The 19,226-nt window shown below is 32.6% G+C and carries 22 protein-coding genes; 18 read left to right on the top strand and 4 right to left on the bottom strand.

Translation table 11 applies throughout. The features are described 5' to 3' along the window. The first annotated feature begins 18 nt into the window (after positions 1-18). Positions 19-879: a DegV family protein gene (locus tag MHB74_RS13930; protein ID WP_061679684.1), complete on the top strand. Its 861-nt coding sequence runs from the start codon at positions 19-21 to the stop codon at positions 877-879. A 33-nt stretch (positions 880-912) separates the two neighbouring features. Here the strand turns inward: MHB74_RS13930 and MHB74_RS13925 are convergent, their stop codons facing one another. Further along, positions 913-1,347, bottom strand: coding sequence for an Lrp/AsnC family transcriptional regulator (locus MHB74_RS13925; RefSeq protein ID WP_061679685.1), 435 nt, complete (start codon positions 1,345-1,347; stop codon positions 913-915). A 142-nt stretch (positions 1,348-1,489) separates the two neighbouring features. Between MHB74_RS13925 and MHB74_RS13920 the strand changes: the two genes are divergently transcribed. The 6 genes from MHB74_RS13920 to MHB74_RS13895 all read left to right on the top strand — a co-directional run bounded on the left by MHB74_RS13920 (position 1,490) and on the right by MHB74_RS13895 (position 7,770). Beyond that, positions 1,490-2,758: an APC family permease gene (locus MHB74_RS13920; protein ID WP_061679686.1), complete on the top strand. Its 1,269-nt coding sequence runs from the start codon at positions 1,490-1,492 to the stop codon at positions 2,756-2,758. Between the two features lie 115 nt (positions 2,759-2,873). Then, entirely contained in the window at positions 2,874-4,457 is a 1,584-nt protein-coding gene (locus MHB74_RS13915; RefSeq protein WP_061679687.1) for a M3 family metallopeptidase, read from the top strand. Positions 4,458-4,469: 12 nt separating this feature from the next. Continuing rightward, positions 4,470-5,219, top strand: a complete 750-nt coding sequence (locus MHB74_RS13910; protein ID WP_061679688.1) for a WecB/TagA/CpsF family glycosyltransferase — start codon at positions 4,470-4,472, stop codon at positions 5,217-5,219. A 17-nt stretch (positions 5,220-5,236) separates the two neighbouring features. After that, positions 5,237-6,628, top strand: coding sequence for a 5'-methylthioadenosine/adenosylhomocysteine nucleosidase (locus tag MHB74_RS13905; RefSeq protein ID WP_061679689.1), 1,392 nt, complete (start codon positions 5,237-5,239; stop codon positions 6,626-6,628). Between the two features lie 81 nt (positions 6,629-6,709). Continuing rightward, a complete protein-coding gene (locus MHB74_RS13900) occupies positions 6,710-7,168 on the top strand; it encodes a GNAT family N-acetyltransferase (protein WP_061679690.1) in 459 nt (152 codons plus the stop codon). 101 nt (positions 7,169-7,269) lie between these two features. Further along, positions 7,270-7,770, top strand: a complete 501-nt coding sequence (locus MHB74_RS13895; RefSeq protein ID WP_061679691.1) for a DinB family protein — start codon at positions 7,270-7,272, stop codon at positions 7,768-7,770. Positions 7,771-7,811: 41 nt separating this feature from the next. On the opposite strand, the gene MHB74_RS13890 is transcribed toward MHB74_RS13895, so the two are convergent. Next, a complete protein-coding gene (locus MHB74_RS13890; RefSeq protein ID WP_061679692.1) occupies positions 7,812-8,228 on the bottom strand; it encodes a hypothetical protein in 417 nt (138 codons plus the stop codon). 121 nt (positions 8,229-8,349) lie between these two features. On the opposite strand from MHB74_RS13890, the gene MHB74_RS13885 reads away from it, so the two are divergent. From MHB74_RS13885 to MHB74_RS13875, 3 genes are all read left to right on the top strand, one after another. Continuing rightward, positions 8,350-8,997, top strand: a complete 648-nt coding sequence (locus tag MHB74_RS13885; protein WP_061679693.1) for a response regulator transcription factor — start codon at positions 8,350-8,352, stop codon at positions 8,995-8,997. Then, the gene (locus MHB74_RS13880; protein ID WP_061679694.1) at positions 8,990-10,366 is read left to right on the top strand and encodes a sensor histidine kinase; all 1,377 of its coding nucleotides are present in this window, start codon (positions 8,990-8,992) and stop codon (positions 10,364-10,366) included. The genes MHB74_RS13885 and MHB74_RS13880 overlap by 8 nt, the downstream gene beginning before the upstream one ends. 201 nt (positions 10,367-10,567) lie before the next feature. Then, a complete protein-coding gene (locus MHB74_RS13875; protein WP_061679695.1) occupies positions 10,568-12,364 on the top strand; it encodes a Xaa-Pro dipeptidyl-peptidase in 1,797 nt (598 codons plus the stop codon). 58 nt (positions 12,365-12,422) lie between these two features. On the opposite strand, the gene MHB74_RS13870 is transcribed toward MHB74_RS13875, so the two are convergent. Then, a complete protein-coding gene (locus MHB74_RS13870; protein WP_061679696.1) occupies positions 12,423-12,704 on the bottom strand; it encodes a hypothetical protein in 282 nt (93 codons plus the stop codon). 197 nt (positions 12,705-12,901) lie between these two features. Between MHB74_RS13870 and MHB74_RS13865 the strand changes: the two genes are divergently transcribed. The 3 genes from MHB74_RS13865 (at position 12,902) to MHB74_RS13855 (ending at position 14,721) form a co-directional block, all read left to right on the top strand. Continuing rightward, a complete protein-coding gene (locus MHB74_RS13865; RefSeq protein WP_061679697.1) occupies positions 12,902-13,666 on the top strand; it encodes a class I SAM-dependent methyltransferase in 765 nt (254 codons plus the stop codon). 203 nt (positions 13,667-13,869) lie between these two features. Beyond that, positions 13,870-14,133, top strand: a complete 264-nt coding sequence (locus tag MHB74_RS13860) for a hypothetical protein (RefSeq protein WP_061679698.1) — start codon at positions 13,870-13,872, stop codon at positions 14,131-14,133. 357 nt (positions 14,134-14,490) lie between these two features. Further along, complete coding sequence (locus tag MHB74_RS13855) at positions 14,491-14,721, top strand: hypothetical protein (RefSeq protein ID WP_000789031.1); 231 nt, start codon at positions 14,491-14,493, stop codon at positions 14,719-14,721. Between the two features lie 261 nt (positions 14,722-14,982). Here MHB74_RS13855 and MHB74_RS13850 read toward each other — a convergent pair whose 3' ends face one another. Further along, complete coding sequence (locus MHB74_RS13850) at positions 14,983-15,414, bottom strand: cytidine deaminase (protein ID WP_061679699.1); 432 nt, start codon at positions 15,412-15,414, stop codon at positions 14,983-14,985. Between the two features lie 182 nt (positions 15,415-15,596). Here MHB74_RS13850 and MHB74_RS13845 point away from each other — a divergent pair, with 182 nt between their 5' ends. The 5 genes from MHB74_RS13845 (at position 15,597) to MHB74_RS13825 (ending at position 19,225) form a co-directional block, all read left to right on the top strand. Further along, entirely contained in the window at positions 15,597-16,088 is a 492-nt protein-coding gene (locus MHB74_RS13845) for an ankyrin repeat domain-containing protein (RefSeq protein ID WP_061679700.1), read from the top strand. Beyond that, positions 16,085-16,681, top strand: a complete 597-nt coding sequence (locus tag MHB74_RS13840; protein WP_061679701.1) for a DJ-1/PfpI family protein — start codon at positions 16,085-16,087, stop codon at positions 16,679-16,681. Before MHB74_RS13845 ends, MHB74_RS13840 begins: the two co-directional genes overlap by 4 nt. Before the next feature lie 400 nt (positions 16,682-17,081). Beyond that, complete coding sequence (locus MHB74_RS13835) at positions 17,082-17,438, top strand: FtsB family cell division protein (protein ID WP_061679702.1); 357 nt, start codon at positions 17,082-17,084, stop codon at positions 17,436-17,438. A 256-nt stretch (positions 17,439-17,694) separates the two neighbouring features. Next, positions 17,695-18,021 (top strand): DUF3870 domain-containing protein, encoded by a 327-nt coding sequence (locus MHB74_RS13830; protein ID WP_046954146.1) that lies wholly within the window; start codon positions 17,695-17,697, stop codon positions 18,019-18,021. A gap of 142 nt (positions 18,022-18,163) precedes the next feature. After that, on the top strand, positions 18,164-19,225 hold the full coding sequence (locus tag MHB74_RS13825) for a dipeptide epimerase (RefSeq protein ID WP_141658088.1): 1,062 nt from the start codon (positions 18,164-18,166) through the stop codon (positions 19,223-19,225). Position 19,226 lies beyond the last annotated feature (1 nt).

Here is a 19,226-nt window from a genome sequence, read left to right as displayed (position 1 = left end):
CAGAATAGAGGTTTAAAAATGGGTGTTAAAATCATTACGGATAGTGCAGCGGATTTACCGGTAGAATTGCTGCAAGCATATGATATTGATTTAATTCCACTCCGTGTTTATGATGAAGCAGAAACAGAGTATTTAGATGGAGTTACATTAGAGTCAGTTACATTATTGCAAAACATGAGAGAAGGCGCAGTTTATAGAACGTCATTGCCATCACTTGAAACTTTCCAAGAAAAATTTGTTTCTTATGCAAAAGAAGGTAATCCTTGTATATATTTAGCTTTTTCATCTGAACTATCTGGTACATATCAATCGTCAGTTGTTATTAAAGAAGAAGTGAAAGAAACATATGCAGATTTAGATTTAGAAATTATTGATACGAAATGTGCTTCGCTTGGTCAAGGGCTGGTCGTATTAGAAGCGGCTAAAATGGCGAAAGACGGCGCATCAAAAGAAGATATTTTAAAACGTGTCGATTTTCTAATGAACCATATAGAACATATCTTCACTGTAGCTGACTTACAGTACTTAGTGAGAGGTGGGCGTTTAAGTAAAGTAGCTGGTTTTATCGGTGGTTTACTAAACATTAAACCGATCTTAAACGTGCAAGAAGGAAAGCTTGTACCACTTGAAAAGGTACGTGGGAAAAAGAAAGTACTTAGCCGAATTGTAGATATTATGGAAGAGCGCGGAAAAGATCTTAAAGATCAAACAATCGCTATGACCCACGGTGATGACTTAGAAACAGCTGAAGCATTAAAAGGATTAATTACAGAAAGATTTGGCTGTGAAGTATTTATCGTAAATACAATTGGAGCAGCAATCGGAGCGCATACAGGACCTGGTGCGTTAACATTGTTCTTCTTAAATGAGGTAGAGTAAAGGATTGATCTTTTGATCAATCCTTTTTTCTTATTAATCAGTAATAATTGGTCGATATGGTATCGGTGAAGATAAAATCATCGAAGTTTTGACTGTTCCAAATGGTATAACGATATCAATTAATTCCTCTAATTCCTTCATAGAGTGAACTGCTACTTTTAAGTAATAGCTGCTTTCACCTGTTACTCGATGACATTCGAGTATTCTATATTCTTCGTAGATTTTTTTCTCGAATTTTTTACAAGGAATCTTTAGATTTTCAATTCTTAAAAATGCTTGAATTGATTTTCCAACTGCATCTAATGATATCCGTGCGGTATATTTTTCAATTATTCCAGTATCTTGTAATCTCTTTAGTCTTTCGGTAACACTAGGGCGGCTGAGGTGTAAGTGTTCGGTCATTTCTGTAATTGTCATTCTGGCATCTTCTTGTAGTAATAGGGTTATTTTTTTATCAATTTCATCCATGAATAATGCTCCTTTGCAAAATTGAAAGTAAATTTCTGAAATAAATACATAATATAAAATCTCACGTTAAATTACATACACTTTTGTATATTGAATAGACTGATAACTTTCTATAATTAAAATATAAATGGAGGTGCATGTAATGTCTAATCATTTTGATGAAACAATTTCTATTACAAAAGGAACAGCCTTATACGTCGGAGCGGTTTTAGGATCGGGAATTCTTATATTACCTGGTATGACAGCAAGTGTAGCAGAAGGGAATGCGATTGTTTCTTGGCTTATTATGATATTACTTAGTATTCCACTTGCATTCACATTCGCTTTTTTATCGATTGAGTACCCAAGTGCAGGTGGAATTGCCACGTTTGCAGAAAAAGCTTTCGGTAAAAATCTAGGTGCTATTATAGGATGGTGTTTCTTTATTGCAGGTAGCGTTGGACAAATTGTTGTCTCAATGACTGGTGGAATGTATATAGTGAAAGTATTTGCTTTATCACCGTATTTCTCTTACGTTATAGCATTTATTATTTTAAGTATTTCAATAGTTTTCAATTTATACGGGTTAAAAATGAGTGGATCGTTTCAAATATGTATTGGTGTATTAACTTTCTTTATTTTAATTGTAACAGTTATTAGTTCACTACCTTATATTGAAATGAAAAATATAAATATACATATTTCTATGCAAGAAGTAAATATGATCTTAGATGCATCTTTATTAATTTTTTGGTCTTTTTTCGGCTGGGAAGCTATTGCAAGTTTAGCTCCAGAATTTAAAACACCTAGAAAAAGAAATATTATTTTATCAACGACATTTGCCATTTTTATTATTGGAGTTTTATATATTGGTATTGCATTATCAGTAATTGGAACGAAATCCTATCATATTAATGCTGATAATACTACAGCTCTCGTGCTTGTAATTAAGCAAACATTAGGCGACCAATTTGCATGGCTAATTGGATTTGTAGCTTTTATCATTTGTTTAGGGACGACAAATGCATTTATTGCAAGTATGGGGCGCTTAGGTTATTCACTAGGAAAAGAAGAAGTGGCACCTCGTTATTTAGCACATATTAATAAAAAAAGAGAAACACCAACAAATGCAGTAAAAGTTGTTGGTTACATTGCAATAATAGGTTTATTAATAAGTTTTATTTTTCATATTAGTATAGATAAAATTGTATTAATACCAAATTCGTTAGGAATTGTAACATATATAGTCGGTACTGCGGCTGGAATGAAATTAATAAAGAATAGGTTAGGTAAAATTTTTTCTATCGTAGCTTTTATATGTTGTTTAGTTGTTTACCCTTTTATTGGAGGAGTAATACTGATTCCAGTAGCCGTAGCATTCATATGTTTATGTTATGTGCGTTTTAGTAGCAGAGGAAAAGAATATAAATAAGAATGCGTTTATAGAAATCTAAAAATTTAAAGATATTAAAATTTTCTTGTTTCATATATAATTGTGTAGGGAGAAATATCTGTAACTATTTGTAAAAATAGGAGGCGGCTAAAAAATGCATGAAATTGCTAGATGGGATTTAGATCGATTGTATCCAATTGAGGATATTCTAACTCCAATATTGGGGTTCAAAGAACAATATTATGTGACAAAAGATGTAGAGATTCTTTCAAAACTTATACAAGCTATTGAAAAAGCAGAATACTATATGTATTGCCGATCGGCTGAAGAAAGTGTTACATCTGAACTTGCTATAGCGTCTGCGACAGTAAAAGATTTGAAAAGAGAAGTGCAGCAAGTAATACAACAAAGTGAAGTGAAAACTTCCGATAATACTAAGTTATTAAAAGATGAACTTAACGCATGGGAAAATATGTACATACAATTAAGGAATAAGATAGAAATAGAGCACAATAATAAGCAATTATCATTTGGCCAAGCAAATCATATTGCAATGAATAGTGATAATGAAAAGGAAAGATTAGAAGTATTCGAGTTATTAACAGGTGCCTTACATAAGGAAAAAGAAATCTTCGCTACTGTCTTAAATCAAATAGGGAGATTACGCAATACAAATAGTAATGAATTAGAAGATAGAGAGATTTTAACGCAATCTCTACATGCGAATGGTATTTCTGAAACTGTATTATTACAAATGTGGAATGCGACAGAAGAAAATCTTGATACATTAGTAAGTGCTTTAAACGTGTATAAGAAGGGGAAAGCTTCGATTACATGGCATGAACTTATGACCGTAAAGGAGAATAATGAGGTTCATATCCCTTTTTCAGTAGCAGTTCAAAACATATACGATGCGTTTGAACATATAGATAAAGAATTAGCAGAATTTGCACGGAATGCAATAGAGAGTGGATGGGTGGATGCGGAACCGAGAGATAATAAACCACCTGGTGGATTTTGTGCTCCTTTTTTCAGTGAAAAAGAATCACGAATCTCTATGCGTTATGACGGAAGTATTGATAGTGTAAGAGTACTTGCGCACGAACTAGGACATGCTTGGCATTTTTATAATATGAGTTTTGAGCAATCTACTTCTTTTTTAGATGATTATTTGCCAATGAGTACGGCTGAATCGGCGTCTATTTTCTTTGAAACTGTGCTTATAAACTATTTAATTCAAACAACAGATAATATAGATATAAAAAAGTCATTGCTTAGTTGGAAAATAAGAAACTGTTTTAATTATGTAATGGCAATTCGAGCATCATTTGAATTTGAAAAGAATTTTTATGAAAAATGTAAAGAAGGCCCCTTAAGTGCTGATGAAATTGAGAAATTATCTATAGTAGCGCAAGAAAAAGCATACTGGAATGCATTATTAGAATATCAGCCGTTTGTTTGGATGAAATATGTTCAATTTTATATTGCAGATGTTCCTTTCTATAATTATCCATATACATTTGGGTATTTAGCTAGTTTTAGTTTATTAGAAATAGCTCAAGAAAGTAAAAGTACTTTTCATTCAAAATATAAAGAGTTTTTACGAGAAACAGGAAAATCTCCAGTGGAAGAGCTTATGAAAAAACATTTTGAAATAGATATAACAAGTTATACATTCTGGGATAAAGCTTATAAACAAATTTCTAAAGATATTGATGAATATTTGCAACTTATGTAAGGGGAGAGTATAGTGGATTACCAACTTATAAAGGGGATACCTTTTTCAACTTTAGAATATGAAAAAGCTATAAGGTTATTAAAAGATTGGCTACATGAACAGCAAGAGAAACCAAGGTTTGTAGTAACTGCAAATCCTGAAATTGTTATGTCTGCAAAGGAAAATACGAAAAAATCAAAGCAGTTTAAAAAGATGTTACTATCTGCGGATTTAATAACAGCGGATGGGATTGGCGTCATAATTGGCTCGAAAATATTAAAAGGAGCTTTGAAAGAACGTGTTACTGGGGCAGATATCACTCACGATTTAATCAAATATTGTAACGACAATGGATACCGTGTCTTTCTTTTTGGAGCTGCGCCAGAAAGTAATAAAAAGGCACTAAAAAAATTAAATGAGCAGTTCCCAGGAACACAGTTTAAAGGACAGCATGGATTTGTAAATGGCGAAGAAATAGAAGAAGTAAAAATGAAAATTAAGCAATTCAAGCCGCACTTACTACTAGTAGGACTAGGTTCACCAAAACAAGAAGAATTCATCTATGAAAACATACAAACATTAAACGTTCCGTTATCTATTGGTATAGGAGGCATGATTGATATAATATCTGGTACTGTAAAAAGAGCGCCAAAAATTATGAGGGATACAGGAACTGAATGGCTATATAGGTTACTCTCACAGCCGAAAAGGTTAAAGAGACAACTCGTACTTCCGAAATTTTTATTGTCCGTTATGTCTGAAAGAATTAAAGGGATTAATTAATAAAGGAGACTACATTCATGAACAGAATCGGCATTATCGGAGCAATGCAAATTGAAATAGACTTACTTTTAGAAAAACTAGCTATACAAGAGGAACACACGATTGCGGGAATGCCCTTTTACATTGGCGAATTCATGGGAACAGAAGTAATTATTACACGTTCTGGTGTAGGGAAAGTAAATGCAGCCGCATGTACGCAAACATTAATTCATAAATTTGATGTAGATGCTATCATCAATACGGGTGTTGCTGGAGGGTTACACCCAGATGTAAAAGTTGGTGATATCGTTATTTCAACGAATGTTACCCATCATGATGTAAGTAAAACTCAAATGAAAAACTTATTCCCGTTCCAAGAAGAATTTGTCGCAAGTAAGGAATTAGTAGAGTTAGCACGTATTGCATGCAATAGTAGTAATTTACATATGGAAGTTCATGAAGGAAGAATCGTCAGCGGTGAATGTTTTGTTGAGGATTCAAAACTAAAAGCGAAATTAATAGACGATTATGCACCACATTGTACAGAAATGGAAGGCGCAGCAATTGGACATGTTGCGCACATAAATGATATACCGTTTCTCGTTATACGATGTATTTCGGACAGTGCAGACGATGAAGCTCAAGTTTCCTATGATGATTTCGCAAGAACTGCCGCAAATTATTGTTCAGAAATTATCGTTGAGATGCTGAAAAAGATATCGAGTCATACTTATAGTTCAAAAGGAGAGAATGAAATGTTACAAGCATTAATTTTTGATATGGACGGAACGTTATTTCAAACTGATAAAATTTTAGAATTATCGCTAGATGATACTTTTGATCATTTACGTTCATTACAATTATGGGATACAGTAACACCTATTGATAAATACCGTGAAATCATGGGTGTGCCGTTACCGAAAGTTTGGGAAGCTTTACTACCAGATCATTCTCTTGAAGTAAGAGAACAAACCGATGCATATTTTTTAGAAAGATTAATTGAAAATATTAAGAGTGGAAAAGGTGCTTTATACCCGAATGTAAAAGAAATTTTTACATATATAAAAGAAAATAATTGTTCAATATATATTGCTAGCAATGGTTTAACTGAATATTTACGAGCAATCGTATCTTATTATAATTTAGACCAATGGGTTACTGAAACATTTAGTATTGAACAAATAAACTCACTTAATAAAAGCGACTTAGTAAAAAGTATTTTAAACAAATATGATATAAAAGAAGCAGCTGTAGTTGGAGACCGTTTATCTGATATACGTGCAGCGAAAGATAATGGCTTGATTGCGATTGGATGTAATTTTGATTTTGCACAAGAAGATGAACTTGCTCAGGCGGATATAGTAATAGATGATTTATTGGAGTTGAAGGGGATATTGCCTGAAGTAAAGAATAAGCATGTTACGAATTGAATAAAGTAACAATCATAAAAATGCTCAGAATAAATGATTCTTGAGCATTTTTATGTATTTTCAAATTAAGGGGGAAATCAATTGAAAGATATACATATTCAACAAATAGAAGATTTAATGATATATGAACACGATTATCTTGTCCAAGAAAGCAAAGAAGAAGGATTTCATTTCCTAATAAGACTTATAAGTGAATATGAAAATAAAATAAACATGTTTAATAAAACTGGTGAATGTTTATATGGTATTTTTCAAGGGGAAAAGTTAATTGGAATAGGAGGGGTAAATGAGGATCCATATACAGAAAACAATAAGATTGGTAGGGTAAGGAAATTTTATATTGCAAAAGAATACCGAAGGAAAGGAGTAGGGAGGTTACTGTTATTGCGAATTTTAAGCGATGCGAAAAAATATTTTAATACTGTTGTCTTGCATACAGATACAGAACAGGGAGACAAATTTTATACTTCAAGTGGATTTGTGAAAGGGACAAAATATGTAGGAGCGAGTCATTATGTGTACATATATAAAAGGATGTAGTTAATTATTATTTAACTCTTCTATCGGAACTTTCGTTCTATTTTTAGGTGGATGGGTGGTATAATTTATATGAATCTACTATTAGAATGGGGAATTGGATAATGGGAGAAAATAAAATTATTAATGATTTCAATGAATATTCAATTTGGATAAATACATTGAAAGGTATGAAAGAGGAATTGTGGGTGGCACCAATATCAGAGGGGAAATGGACTGTTGGTGAGATCGTATGTCATATTATGAACTGGGATGACTATCTATTACGTGAGACATTATCATCAGTGCGAGAAGGACAGGCAATGGAGTTTCCTGATTTTGATACATATAATAAACTAGCATCTAATTATGCTAAATCTGGAATATCTAAGATGAGACTTCTTGAAGAAGCAAAAGCTAAAAGAGAGTTACTCGTAAAAGAACTTAGATTACTGCCTGCTGGAAATCTAAAGAATCCTTTAATGGCTAATGGGGTATCACACTGTCCTCATACTGGAACGCCTTATTCTCTTATATATATTATTAAAGAATTTGTAAATCATGATAACCATCATAAAAGACAGGTTATTCATTTTTTAAATAAAAATGCAGTTGCTAACTTATAAATAAAAATCCCGCAAATGATATTTGTGGGATTTTTATTAAACTATAATTTAACATTCATTTCTTTCAATAATCCCTTCGGATCACCTTTTACATAATAAAAGTGCGGATTATTTTCATCATCGTAAAGCATAATATAAGGCTTTTGATTAAGTGGTAGAAGAATTAGTACTTCATCAATTGTTGTATGTAACCATTGATTTGTAATAGAAACTGGTTTAGATAAAGGAATTTTTATCATATGACCATCTTTTGGAACGACGTTTAAGTTTTTAAATGGGCCAGTAATGGATTTAGCATATTGAACAGCTTCTTTTTGAATAGCTGGATCTAAAGATTGTTTTTGAATGACCATTTCTTTTTGACAATCAAATACTTCAATTTGTTGATTTGTATTTGCGAGCGCATTTGTTGATAATAAGAAGCAGAGAAGAGTAATGACCCCGATTTTTTTAATCATAATACAACACCTCGTCTTTACTATACCCTTAAAAGGTTCAAATATTTTTCTGTCACATTGATGTAACAAAGAAGTTGTATAATACAATTGGTTTTTGTTTAAAAGCAATGGAGGATAATGCATGAGAGTATTAATCGCAGATGATGAACAAGATATGTTAAGAATTTTAAAAGCTTATTTTGAGAAAGAAGGCTTCGAAGTTTTATTAGCGAAAGATGGAGAGGAAGCACTTCAAATATTTTTTGATGAAAAAATTGATTTAGCTATTTTAGATTGGATGATGCCGAAACATAGTGGTATTACTGTCTGTCAAGAAATAAAAAAGAATTCAAGCGTAAAGGTATTAATGCTTACGGCGAAAAGTGAAAGTGAAGATGAATTAGCAGCGCTTCAAAGTGGGGCAGATGAATACGTAAAAAAACCATTTCATCCAGGCGTACTCATTACGCGAGCGAAAAAGCTAATACAGCACGATGATGTCATTCAAGTTCAAGATTTGAAAATAGATTTCACTAAAAATAAAGTTTATAAAAATGACAAAGAGTTAGATATTACAAAAACAGAGCTAGAATTAATAAAGTGTTTTTTAAATCATAAAGGCATGATTTTAACTCGTAAAAAATTGTTAGATATCGTATGGGGATTTGACTATTTTGGTGAAGAGCGAACTGTTGATACACATGTAAGAAGATTACGTAAAAAAGTAGGAGAGAATATCATAAAGACGCACCGCGGGCTAGGATATAGTTTGGAGGAGCAAAGTGAATAAACTTGGAAAAAAGCTATTTCTCAGCATTTCTTTAACTGTTATTCTTATTTTTACAATCTCTTTATTATTAATTAACTATCTTTTACCGAAATATAATATTTACAAAACGCGAGAAAGCTTAGAAGGTATAACAGCACAAATACAGTCCATACCGAGTAAACAACTGGATGAAGCAATTACTAGCATTGAAAATGAAGGAAATGTTACGATTGCGTATACATCCATAAAAGACTCTGAAGATCATATTAATGATGAATTACGTATGCAACTTTCAAGAAAAAGGGTTGCCCTTAATAAACTTTGGATTACTAAAGAAGAAATAACGAAAGTAAAGCACTTCGGGCAATCGAATAAAATATATGATCAAGAGAAGATGAAATCTAGCTTTTTTGTGAAATACATTGCGAAAGACGATATGTTGATTTTAGTAGGGGTTTCGATCGCAAATTCTAATGAAGTCATAAAAACGTTAAATACATTTTATTTGTACATTTTAGGCATTACGATTTTTCTCATTATCGTACTTGTATGGATACTTTCAACAACAATCACTAGACCATTGAAAGAATTAAGTGAAGTGGCAGAGGATATTTCAAATTTGAAATTTGAACGAGCGAAAGTGAAAACGAATGATGAAATAGGGGAATTAGCTAATAGTATTAATGTCATGAGTGATAAATTACATGAGGCACATGAAGATTTAACAGATCGAAATGAACATTTAAAACGATTTATGGGTGATGTAACGCATGAATTAAAAACTCCAATCGCATTAGTAAAAGCATATTCTATGGGAATAAAAGATGGTTTAGATGATGGTACATACATAGATACTATTATTAAACAAACGGATCACATTTCGAATTTAATTGAAGAGTTATTACGATTTGCTAAACTAGAGAGAGATGTTTTACAAAAAGAACAATTTCCTATCGTATCACTAGTCCAAAGTATATTAGATAAGCATAAGATTGAACTGGAATCGAAAGAAATTGATTTGCATGTGAACTATAATGTTGGCGATGCAATTATTTATGCAGATATAAATAAAATGAGAATGGTGTTTCAAAATTTAATATCTAATGCGATAAAATATACAGCAAATCAACATATAAAAATTACTTTAGAAGAACGAAATGACAGTGTATATTTTCAAATCCAAAATGGTATGAATGTAGAACATATGAAAGATATCGATAAAATTTGGGAACCTTTTTACGTCTTAGAATCTTCTCGTAGTAAAGACCATTCCGGTACAGGACTAGGTTTAGCGATCGTGAAAAGTATTTTAGAAAGACATGGTTTAGATTATGGTGTCTATACAATAGAGGGAGATATACGATTTTATATTAATATGAAGAATGACTAATTCAATACTATTAGAAACATCGTCTATTATTAGGCGATGTTTTTTATTGATTATATGAGAGTAGGAAATTAGAATATATAATCTCGAAAGCTCGTTTGAAGGATGTTCTACCCATTTTTCAAGTTATCGAATAAATATAAACTGAATTTTCAGTAATTTTGTTGTATAGTAAAAAGGAGACATATATGGGGAGGAAAGAATATGGGGAAAAAGAAAATAGCAATTACATTATCGACAATCGTATCTTTATCAGTTACATCAGGAGTTTCTAGTATGACTGCGTATGCAGACAAGAAAGAAACAAACTACATAAATGAGAATGACGTGAAGTTAAATGGGAAAGTTGCAGAAGGACTACAATCGAATACGAAGATCGAATTAGAAAATGGGATGACAAAGCCGATTTACTCGCTTGATGAAGCAATTATCGAAAATCTATTTGTAGAGACGGAAGTTGATAGTGATCGAGATGGAAAAAAGGATCGTGTATCAGTAAAGGTTATGCGTCCAAAAACAGATCCTAATGTGAAAGTTCCTGTTATATATGAAATGAGCCCATATCGATCTGGTTTAAAAGATGTACCTGTATATAATGTAGATGAAGAATTGTATGCGTATGAAAGCAAACCGTATGGAGCTGTTAATCTTGGTTCGTACGGCAATTATTATGTGCCAAGAGGCTATGCAGTCATTTTAGGTGAAAGTATCGGAACTGGCAAATCAGAGGGATGTCCAACTACTGGGGATGAGCAAGAAATATTAGGGACAAAATCTGTTATTGATTGGGTAAATGGACGTGCGAAAGCATATACAGAAAATGGTGAGGAAGTTAAAGCTGATTGGTCAACAGGAAATGTAGGTATGACAGGAGTATCTTATAATGGTACGTTACCGAATGCTGTTGCGACGACTGGTGTTGAAGGGTTAAAAACAATTATTCCAATCGCAGCGATTAGTAGTTGGTATGATTATTATCGTGCAAACGGTGCAGTCATTGCGCCAGGTGGATACCAAGGAGAAGATACAGATAATATGGCAGAAGCAGTACTAACAAGAGAAAATCCTGAAGTTTGCGGACAAGTAATAAAAGAGCTAACAGCTGGACAGGACCGGAAAACAGGTAATTATAATGATTTTTGGGATAAACGTAATTATGTAAAAGATGCTAAAAATGTAAAAGCAAGCGTATTTGTTGTTCATGGCTTAAATGATTGGAATGTTAAGACGAAGCAGTTCGCGCAATGGTGGGATGCACTTGGAGAAAATAATGTTCCTCGTAAAATGTGGTTACATCAAGGTGGACACGGTGGGACATCAACGAATGACTGGCAAAGAACACAAAATAAATGGCTCGATTATTGGTTGTATGGAATTGAAAATGGAATTATGAATGAACCAATGGTTGATGTACAACGTGAAAATAAAACTTGGGAAAAATTAAAAAACTGGCCGGATCCATCGGCTGTGCCGTCAAAAGTTCGTATGTATTTAAGTAACAAAGCAGTTAATTTACCATTAAGTATGGGCTCTGCAAATAAAGTTTTCTCATTCGTAGATGATGCAAAACTGAAATCAAATCAATTAATAGCAAACCCAGAATTAGAATTAGCAAATCGATTAGTGTATACAATGCCGGTATTACAAAAAGATATGAGAATAAGCGGGACACCAAAGATTTCAATTACAGGAAATATTGATCGTCCTGTATCAAATTTAACAGCATTACTTGTTGATTATGGCGGAGCAAAGCCTGAAATAGTTACGAGAGGTTGGATGGACCCACAAAACTTAAATAGTATAAAAGATTCAACAGCACTTAAACCAGGCAAGGATTATACATTCACATGGGACATGCAGCCAGATGATTACGTATTTAAAGCGGGGCATCAAATAGGGGTTGTTTTACTCGCTAGTGACTATGATTATACAATTAGACCGAAAGCGGGAACGAAGCTTTCAGTGAAATTAAGTGAAGTGACATTGCCAATTGTGAAATAAAGAGTTATGGATAAAGAGCTTACTGCATAGTAAGCTCTTTACATTTTGAAATGAGAGTTTAATGTGAATTTTTATTGGTAGAAACAAAAATGCTTACTATAAATAAAAAAATAGCATTTATGATCAATAGACTACTAAAGGTAAGCCCAGCAAACCCTCCAGCAAATCCATCTCCTACTTTTTCACCAATTACGTGTAAAGCGGTGAAGAAAACAATGGGGGAAGAAAGAATGAAAATACCACTGGCTATTTTCCATATTCGTGGATAGCTCTTTGCTATAATGAAAATCAGTATATTAAAAGAAGTAAGAAGGAAAATAAACCCAATTAATGAATTCATCATATCCTCCTTTCAGTATAAGTCTGAATTTTCATGTATTAATTTCGGGTGGAATATTATACAATATAATTATATTGTATGGAAAGCGAGTGATATATTATGACAGTCGGCTCTTTCGAATTTTTATTAAAAATAAAGGTACAGGAAGATTAATTGAATGAAAATCTTCCGTACGTAAAAAACGGAGGAGAAAATAAATGTTTAGTTTTTATAGTACACTTTGTACGGAACTGTATGATTACACAAAGCCTGTCGGTTATTCTTTAAATGGTGATATTGAGTATTACGAAGAACGTTTAAAAAAATGCACTGGAAGAATTCTCGAAGCGGCAGTTGGATCAGGGCGTGTTATCATCCCACTTCTTGAGGCTGGTTTTACAGTTGATGGGATTGACTATTCGTCTGAAATGCTAGAATCGTGCCGCATACGATGTAAAGAAAGAAGCTTACATCCTCATTTATTTGAAGGAAGCTTACAACAATTTTCACTGCCACATAAATATGAGGCAATTATCATTCCAACTGGATCTTTTTGTTTAATTGAAAATCGAACGGATTCTATAAACGCATTGAAATGTTTTTATGAACACCTTAATCCAGGCGGGCGATTAATCGTAGATATTATGCTTCCGCATGACTGGAAAACAGGAGAGATTTATACATCGACTTTTTCTTTGCCGAGTGGAGACGGAATTACATTAGAAAATAAATCAATTGAAATAGATTGGCTGAACCAAGTTACTCTATCCTATTTAAAATATGAAAAATGGAGTAAAGGACAGTTAGTACAAACAGAACTACAACGCTTCGCGCTGCGCTGGTATGGAATAGAAGAGTTTAAACTTCTGTTAGAAAGTATAGGTTTCTCTAACATTACTTGCTCCGCTGACTATGTTTATGAAAAAGAACCGTCAAATGCAAATCAAATGTTTACTTTTGAAGCTGTGCGAAACGAAAAATAAAGAACTATGTATGTAAACAAGGGAGTCGATATTATATCGACTCCCTTGTTTTAGTTGTGATTCCCTTACAGGTTATTATATATGCATTGTCCAAGCATTCTTCTATTAATTACATATACTATTTATGTTAAAGTCAGTCATTATTTTAATTAGGGCTGTTATTTTACTATAAATGATATTTTAGTGAAGGGAGAGGAATCAAATTGGAAAATGAAGAACAAGGTAGAATTGAAGATCAAGTGTATTCAAACCGGGTAGTAAGATCAGAATTTGATGAGAATTGGGAAACATGTATTTCAAAAAGTGGTTATGTAATTTATGTAGCAACGAGTAATAATGCTGAAGTAATAGTACTTCTGGCTGATGGTTCAAGTAAATTATTAATTTTTGAAAAAGGTGGAAAAGTAGCAGTAGGCGGCGGTGGAACAAGTCATTACAGTAAGCCGCATATTGCAAGAAATATATAAGGTAGAACATATTAATTGAGAAGAAGCTGGAAGACGGTTAGTCATTTAGAATGACTAACCGTTTTTATTTGAATCATTTTAAAAGAACTTGATTTGTTATAAATACTTTTAGATGACCAGAGAAATTAGGAGGGAATTGTACGGGTAAGGGTTTAAGAAATAATGAAGGTTTGGACGTACCATATTAGTGATATAGAAAAAGCATTTCCTATTTCGGGAAATGCTTTTTCTATGTTATAGTATAATAGTGTTTTAAAACGATGTTATTTTAATATACTTCAATTTTTGTTGTGTAGTATTTTTATATTAAATTAGGGGTGCAAGTATTTTTTTATATAAGGAGTAATAAATAGAGAAATGAAAAATATAGACTTTATATTAGAAAGTGACGAGGCATTAAAACCGTCTGAACGATTAGTACTATTATTATTAGAGAAGCATAGAATGTTATATACGAACGATCTATTAGCATTATCTAATTTATCATATAAAACATTAACGGATTCATTAACGGCGCTAGTTTTAAAATCATATGTGTTAAAGGAAACAGGTAAGGGAAGAAGACAGAATTGTTATAGATTGGTATGATAAGACTGCTGAATTTAGAGAGTTTATAATAAGTTTTTTTCAAATGCAATGAGAAATATCGTTTTTGTTTTCAAATGAAAAACGTACTACAATGCGTGCTTTAATATTAGGATTTCATTTTTGTTAACGATAATTCTATTAGTGTTAAAAATAGAAAAATAAAATAAACTGCATAAAAAAGAAATAAAAAAACAATCCGTTTTAAAAATGGATTGTTTTTTATTGGAATAATATTATTTGATATGTTGAGAGTAGGAATAATTATTCTACTTCGCTTGTATACTTTTCAGGTAATAATTCCATTACGTTACATTTTACAAGTTTACCATTATAAGAAAGTATAACATTCGTATTTTTTCCATAATCACTTATCAATTCTCGACACATACCACACGGAGCAACAACCCAACATTTTTCTATATCTTCATGAGGATGTGGGTGAGCAACAGCTACAATGGTATCAAATTCATGATCGCCTTCTGAAATAGATTTTCCAATCGCCATAGCTTCACCACACACTGTTATTCTTCCAACATTCGCTTCAACATGCACTGCTGCATAAATATTACCTGTTTTAGTTCTTACAGCTGAACCGATATGATGACGACCATATTTATAGTTTTTTTCAATTACTTTTTCAGCAGCTGTAATTAAATCATAGTCTTCACTATTTAAAGGCATTACTTGTAACATAATTTCTCCTCCGTATTAAACATGATTATTTTATTTTAACAGAAAATTTTAATATTTAAAACAAAAGATGGAAATTAGTTAGATAATATTATTATGTAAACCTCTATTTTAACAGGAAAATAGCATAATCAATAGAACATATAGAAGAGTATGCTTAAATATTTGAAAGATAGGAGATTATTATGGGAATTTTACAATCAATAGTACAAGCTGTTATAAGTGGTAATAAGGAAGAAGTGGTGGAGTTTATAAAGACAAATCCAAGTGCTGTTAACGAATTTAGTGACGATGGCTGGACTCTCCTTCATTTAGCGGGTTATTTTGGGCAAAAAGAGATAGCAAGTTTCCTTTTAGAAAGTGGAGCAGATATACATAATAGAGCAAAAAACGAAAATGAAAATACACCATTGCAAGCTGCCATCGCGAATAAGCAAAGTGAACTTGTTGCTTTCTTAATTGAAAAAGGGTCGGATGTAAATGTTATACAAAGTGGCGGTTGGACAGGCTTACATGAAGCGGCATTATTAGGAAGTGTAGAAATAGTTATGCTACTTCTTGAAAATGGAGCTAATAAAGCGATTAAGAAAAATGATGGAAAAACAGCATATGATATTGCGTTAGAAAAAGGATATGATCACCTTTTACATCATTTAAAACAGGAAATGAACGTATGATAAATAAATGGAGTGTAGGCATATTTTTATTTAATGATGTAGAAGTGTTAGATTTTGCAGGACCATTTGAAGTCTTTTCTGTAACCGAAGCAGATAAAGAAAAACCATTTACTGTTTATACAGTTAGCCAAAATGGAGAAATGATTACAGCAAGAAACGGATTAAAGGTACAGCCGGATTATAGTATTGAAAATTTACCACCAGTTGATATTTTACTCATTCCAGGTGGTAAAGGCGTTAGGGAAAATGAAGTAAAAAATGAAACTATAATAAATTGGATTAGACAGCAAATGAAAGAAGTAAAGCTAATGACTTCAGTTTGTACTGGAGCGCTATTACTTGCGAAAGCTGGTTTACTGGAAGGCTTAAAAGCAACAACGCATTGGGCTAGTATTCAAACTTTCAAAAAAGACTTCCCGAATGTAGAAGTAATGGAGAATGTAAAATTTGTAGATGAAGGACACATTATTACATCGGCAGGTATTTCAGCTGGTATTAACATGTCATTTCATATTGTGAAAAATTTGTTGGGTGTGGAGGTTGCTGAGGAAACAGCGAAAAGCATGGAATATGATATAAATTTACAAAATTAAAAAGCCCGATTTGGGCTTTTTTTATATTGAATGTATATAGGTAAGTTGCCGTAAGAATTGATCTATAATCCAACTTCTAATTCTGAATTAGTAATGTCCGTTTTATCGAATGTACGAAAATACAGCTTTTTTCTCCTTGAATTATGTGAAAACGAGGAGAAATTTCGTATGTAAAAAAACTCTTCTACAATAGTAGAAAAAGAATAACAGGAACTACTATTTTATGGCAGCATACATAAAAAAATGCAATGTAAATATGGAAATGTCGTCGAATGCTATCTTTAATTGGTTAATTTGTGAGATATTTTTGTGAAGGAGCTTATTTTATAAGAATAGAATTACAGTTAGTAAGAGATCATGCCGATGGTAGTGAAAATATATGTGTTAGGGGGATTTCATAATGAGGAAACTCAAGCGAATAAATGTTCCTAATATACAAGAACAACTATCACAGTCTAATGAGAATCGAGCAGTTAATAAGAAAAAACTAAGGCGATTTATATTCATGTTTATATTTATTGCGGCGGCTACTTTGTACGTTCAATTTATTTTAACGAAACAACAAGAAGTAATCGTAGAAAAAAAAGATACAATAACGAATCAAAAAAAGCAATTGGTTTCTTTAAAGAAAGATAAGACTTCTTTAAAGACTAACATAGAAAATTTAACAGATGATGAGGAAGAAATTTTAAAGTTTGCGAGAAAAGAATATCAATTTTCTAAGTCAAATGAAACTATATTTGTGCTACCGAAGTAGTGTAATAGAACAGTTAGCGATTGCTAGCTGTTTTTTCATGTATGGATGGCATGGTACAAGAAACAATCTATTGTAAAAATGAAGAGTTTGAACTGTTTTCATAATTATGGAATATATACCGAAATAAATGTTGTTAAAATTCTGTCAATTGTATTATAATACAAGGTAAGCGGATACATTTTTTGATCAATGTTGAGTTTATCGCTCATACGACTATTAAGAAAACCGTTATCCCGTATTAGAAAGGAAGATAGCTGTGTACGCTTCAAATACAATTTATGTCGTAGGGGATGCGAAAGCACCTCAAAATAATCCTATTACGGAAAAGTTCAAAAGTTATTTTGTAGCGTTTGTACTTGTTAAGGAGACAGGGGAAATTGTAGATGCAGATTGCTCAGCGACAATTGCATTAACATCACAATTTGTTAAATATTTGTTTCTACATAAAAATATTAATGATCCACTATTGGTAACAGAAATAAAAAATAGATACTTTGGTTCGTCTCAAAAAGCACTCCTTGTAGCATTAAAAGATGCACAGAAAAAATATAATCAAATCGCTGCTTTGTCTACCCATTCCTAGACAAAATCCAGCCGTAAGAATCTTCTTATGGCTGGATTTTTTTATTTCACATTAATTTCTTGCATGAAAGGTAAGTGAAAGAGGAGATTTATTGTTCCGGAAAATTGGGAATTAATGATCCACTTTGTCAGAGAACGAAAGGATGAACAATATGAAAATTACTGATGTAAAAGTAAATCGTAGGCATGTAAATCTTCATACACCGTTTAAAACGGCGCTTCGTACTGTAACCGAAATAGAAAGTATAGATGTATATATTCATACAGATAAAGGAATTGTTGGCAAGGGGGCAGCAGCCGCAACACCAATTATTACGGGTGATTTTGCTAACGGGATTGAAGTAGCAATTTTAGGACCGATGCGTTCCTGTTTAATTGGTAAAGATATCATTCAGTTTCAACAGTTACTACAGCACATTCAAATGAGTTGTGTTGGAAACCCAAGTGCGAAAGCGGCAGTAGATATAGCTTTATATGATGTGTATTGTCAATATCAAAACGTTCCACTTTACGCATTATTAGGCGGGAAGAAAGAAATTCACACAGACATTACGGTGAGTGTAGATGAGCCTTTCGTTATGGCAAAAGAGGCAAAGCAACATGTAGAAAAAGGATTTCAAACTTTAAAAATTAAAGTGGGGAAATCTGCTCATTTAGATTTAGAACGTATTGAAGCGATTCGAAATAGTGTACCAAAAAATACGACGTTACGATTAGATGCAAATCAAGGGTGGAATCCAAAAGAAGCGGTTACGATTATTAAAGAGATGGAAAATCGTAATTTAAATATCGAATTTATTGAACAACCTGTGCATGCGAAAGATTGGGATGGGTTAAAGTACGTCAAAGATCATGTACAAACGCCCATTATGGCAGATGAAAGCATATTTTCAGCGAGTGATGCATTGAAAATTGTTCAAGGAGGATATGCAGACTTACTCAATATTAAATTAATGAAATGTGGTGGCATACGTGAAGCGTGGCGTATTGCAGATATCGCTGAAACAGCGGGTATAAAATGTATGGTCGGTAGTATGATGGAATCTTCCACTTCCGTTAGCGCTGTAGCCCATTTAGCTGCGGCACATCCTAATATTCATTACTTCGATCTAGATGCACCACTTTGGTTAATGGAAGAACCGGAAGGAATGACGTATTCAGGGTCAAAGGTAAACCTTCAATCGACAGTGAATAGTAAATCTTAGG

The organism is Bacillus sp. FSL K6-0069 (genome assembly GCF_038007785.1).
GTDB classification, from domain to species: Bacteria; Bacillota; Bacilli; order Bacillales; family Bacillaceae_G; genus Bacillus_A; species Bacillus_A mobilis.
Note: the sequence above shows the minus strand (reverse complement) of the source record. Positions and strands in the feature narration are given on the sequence as shown.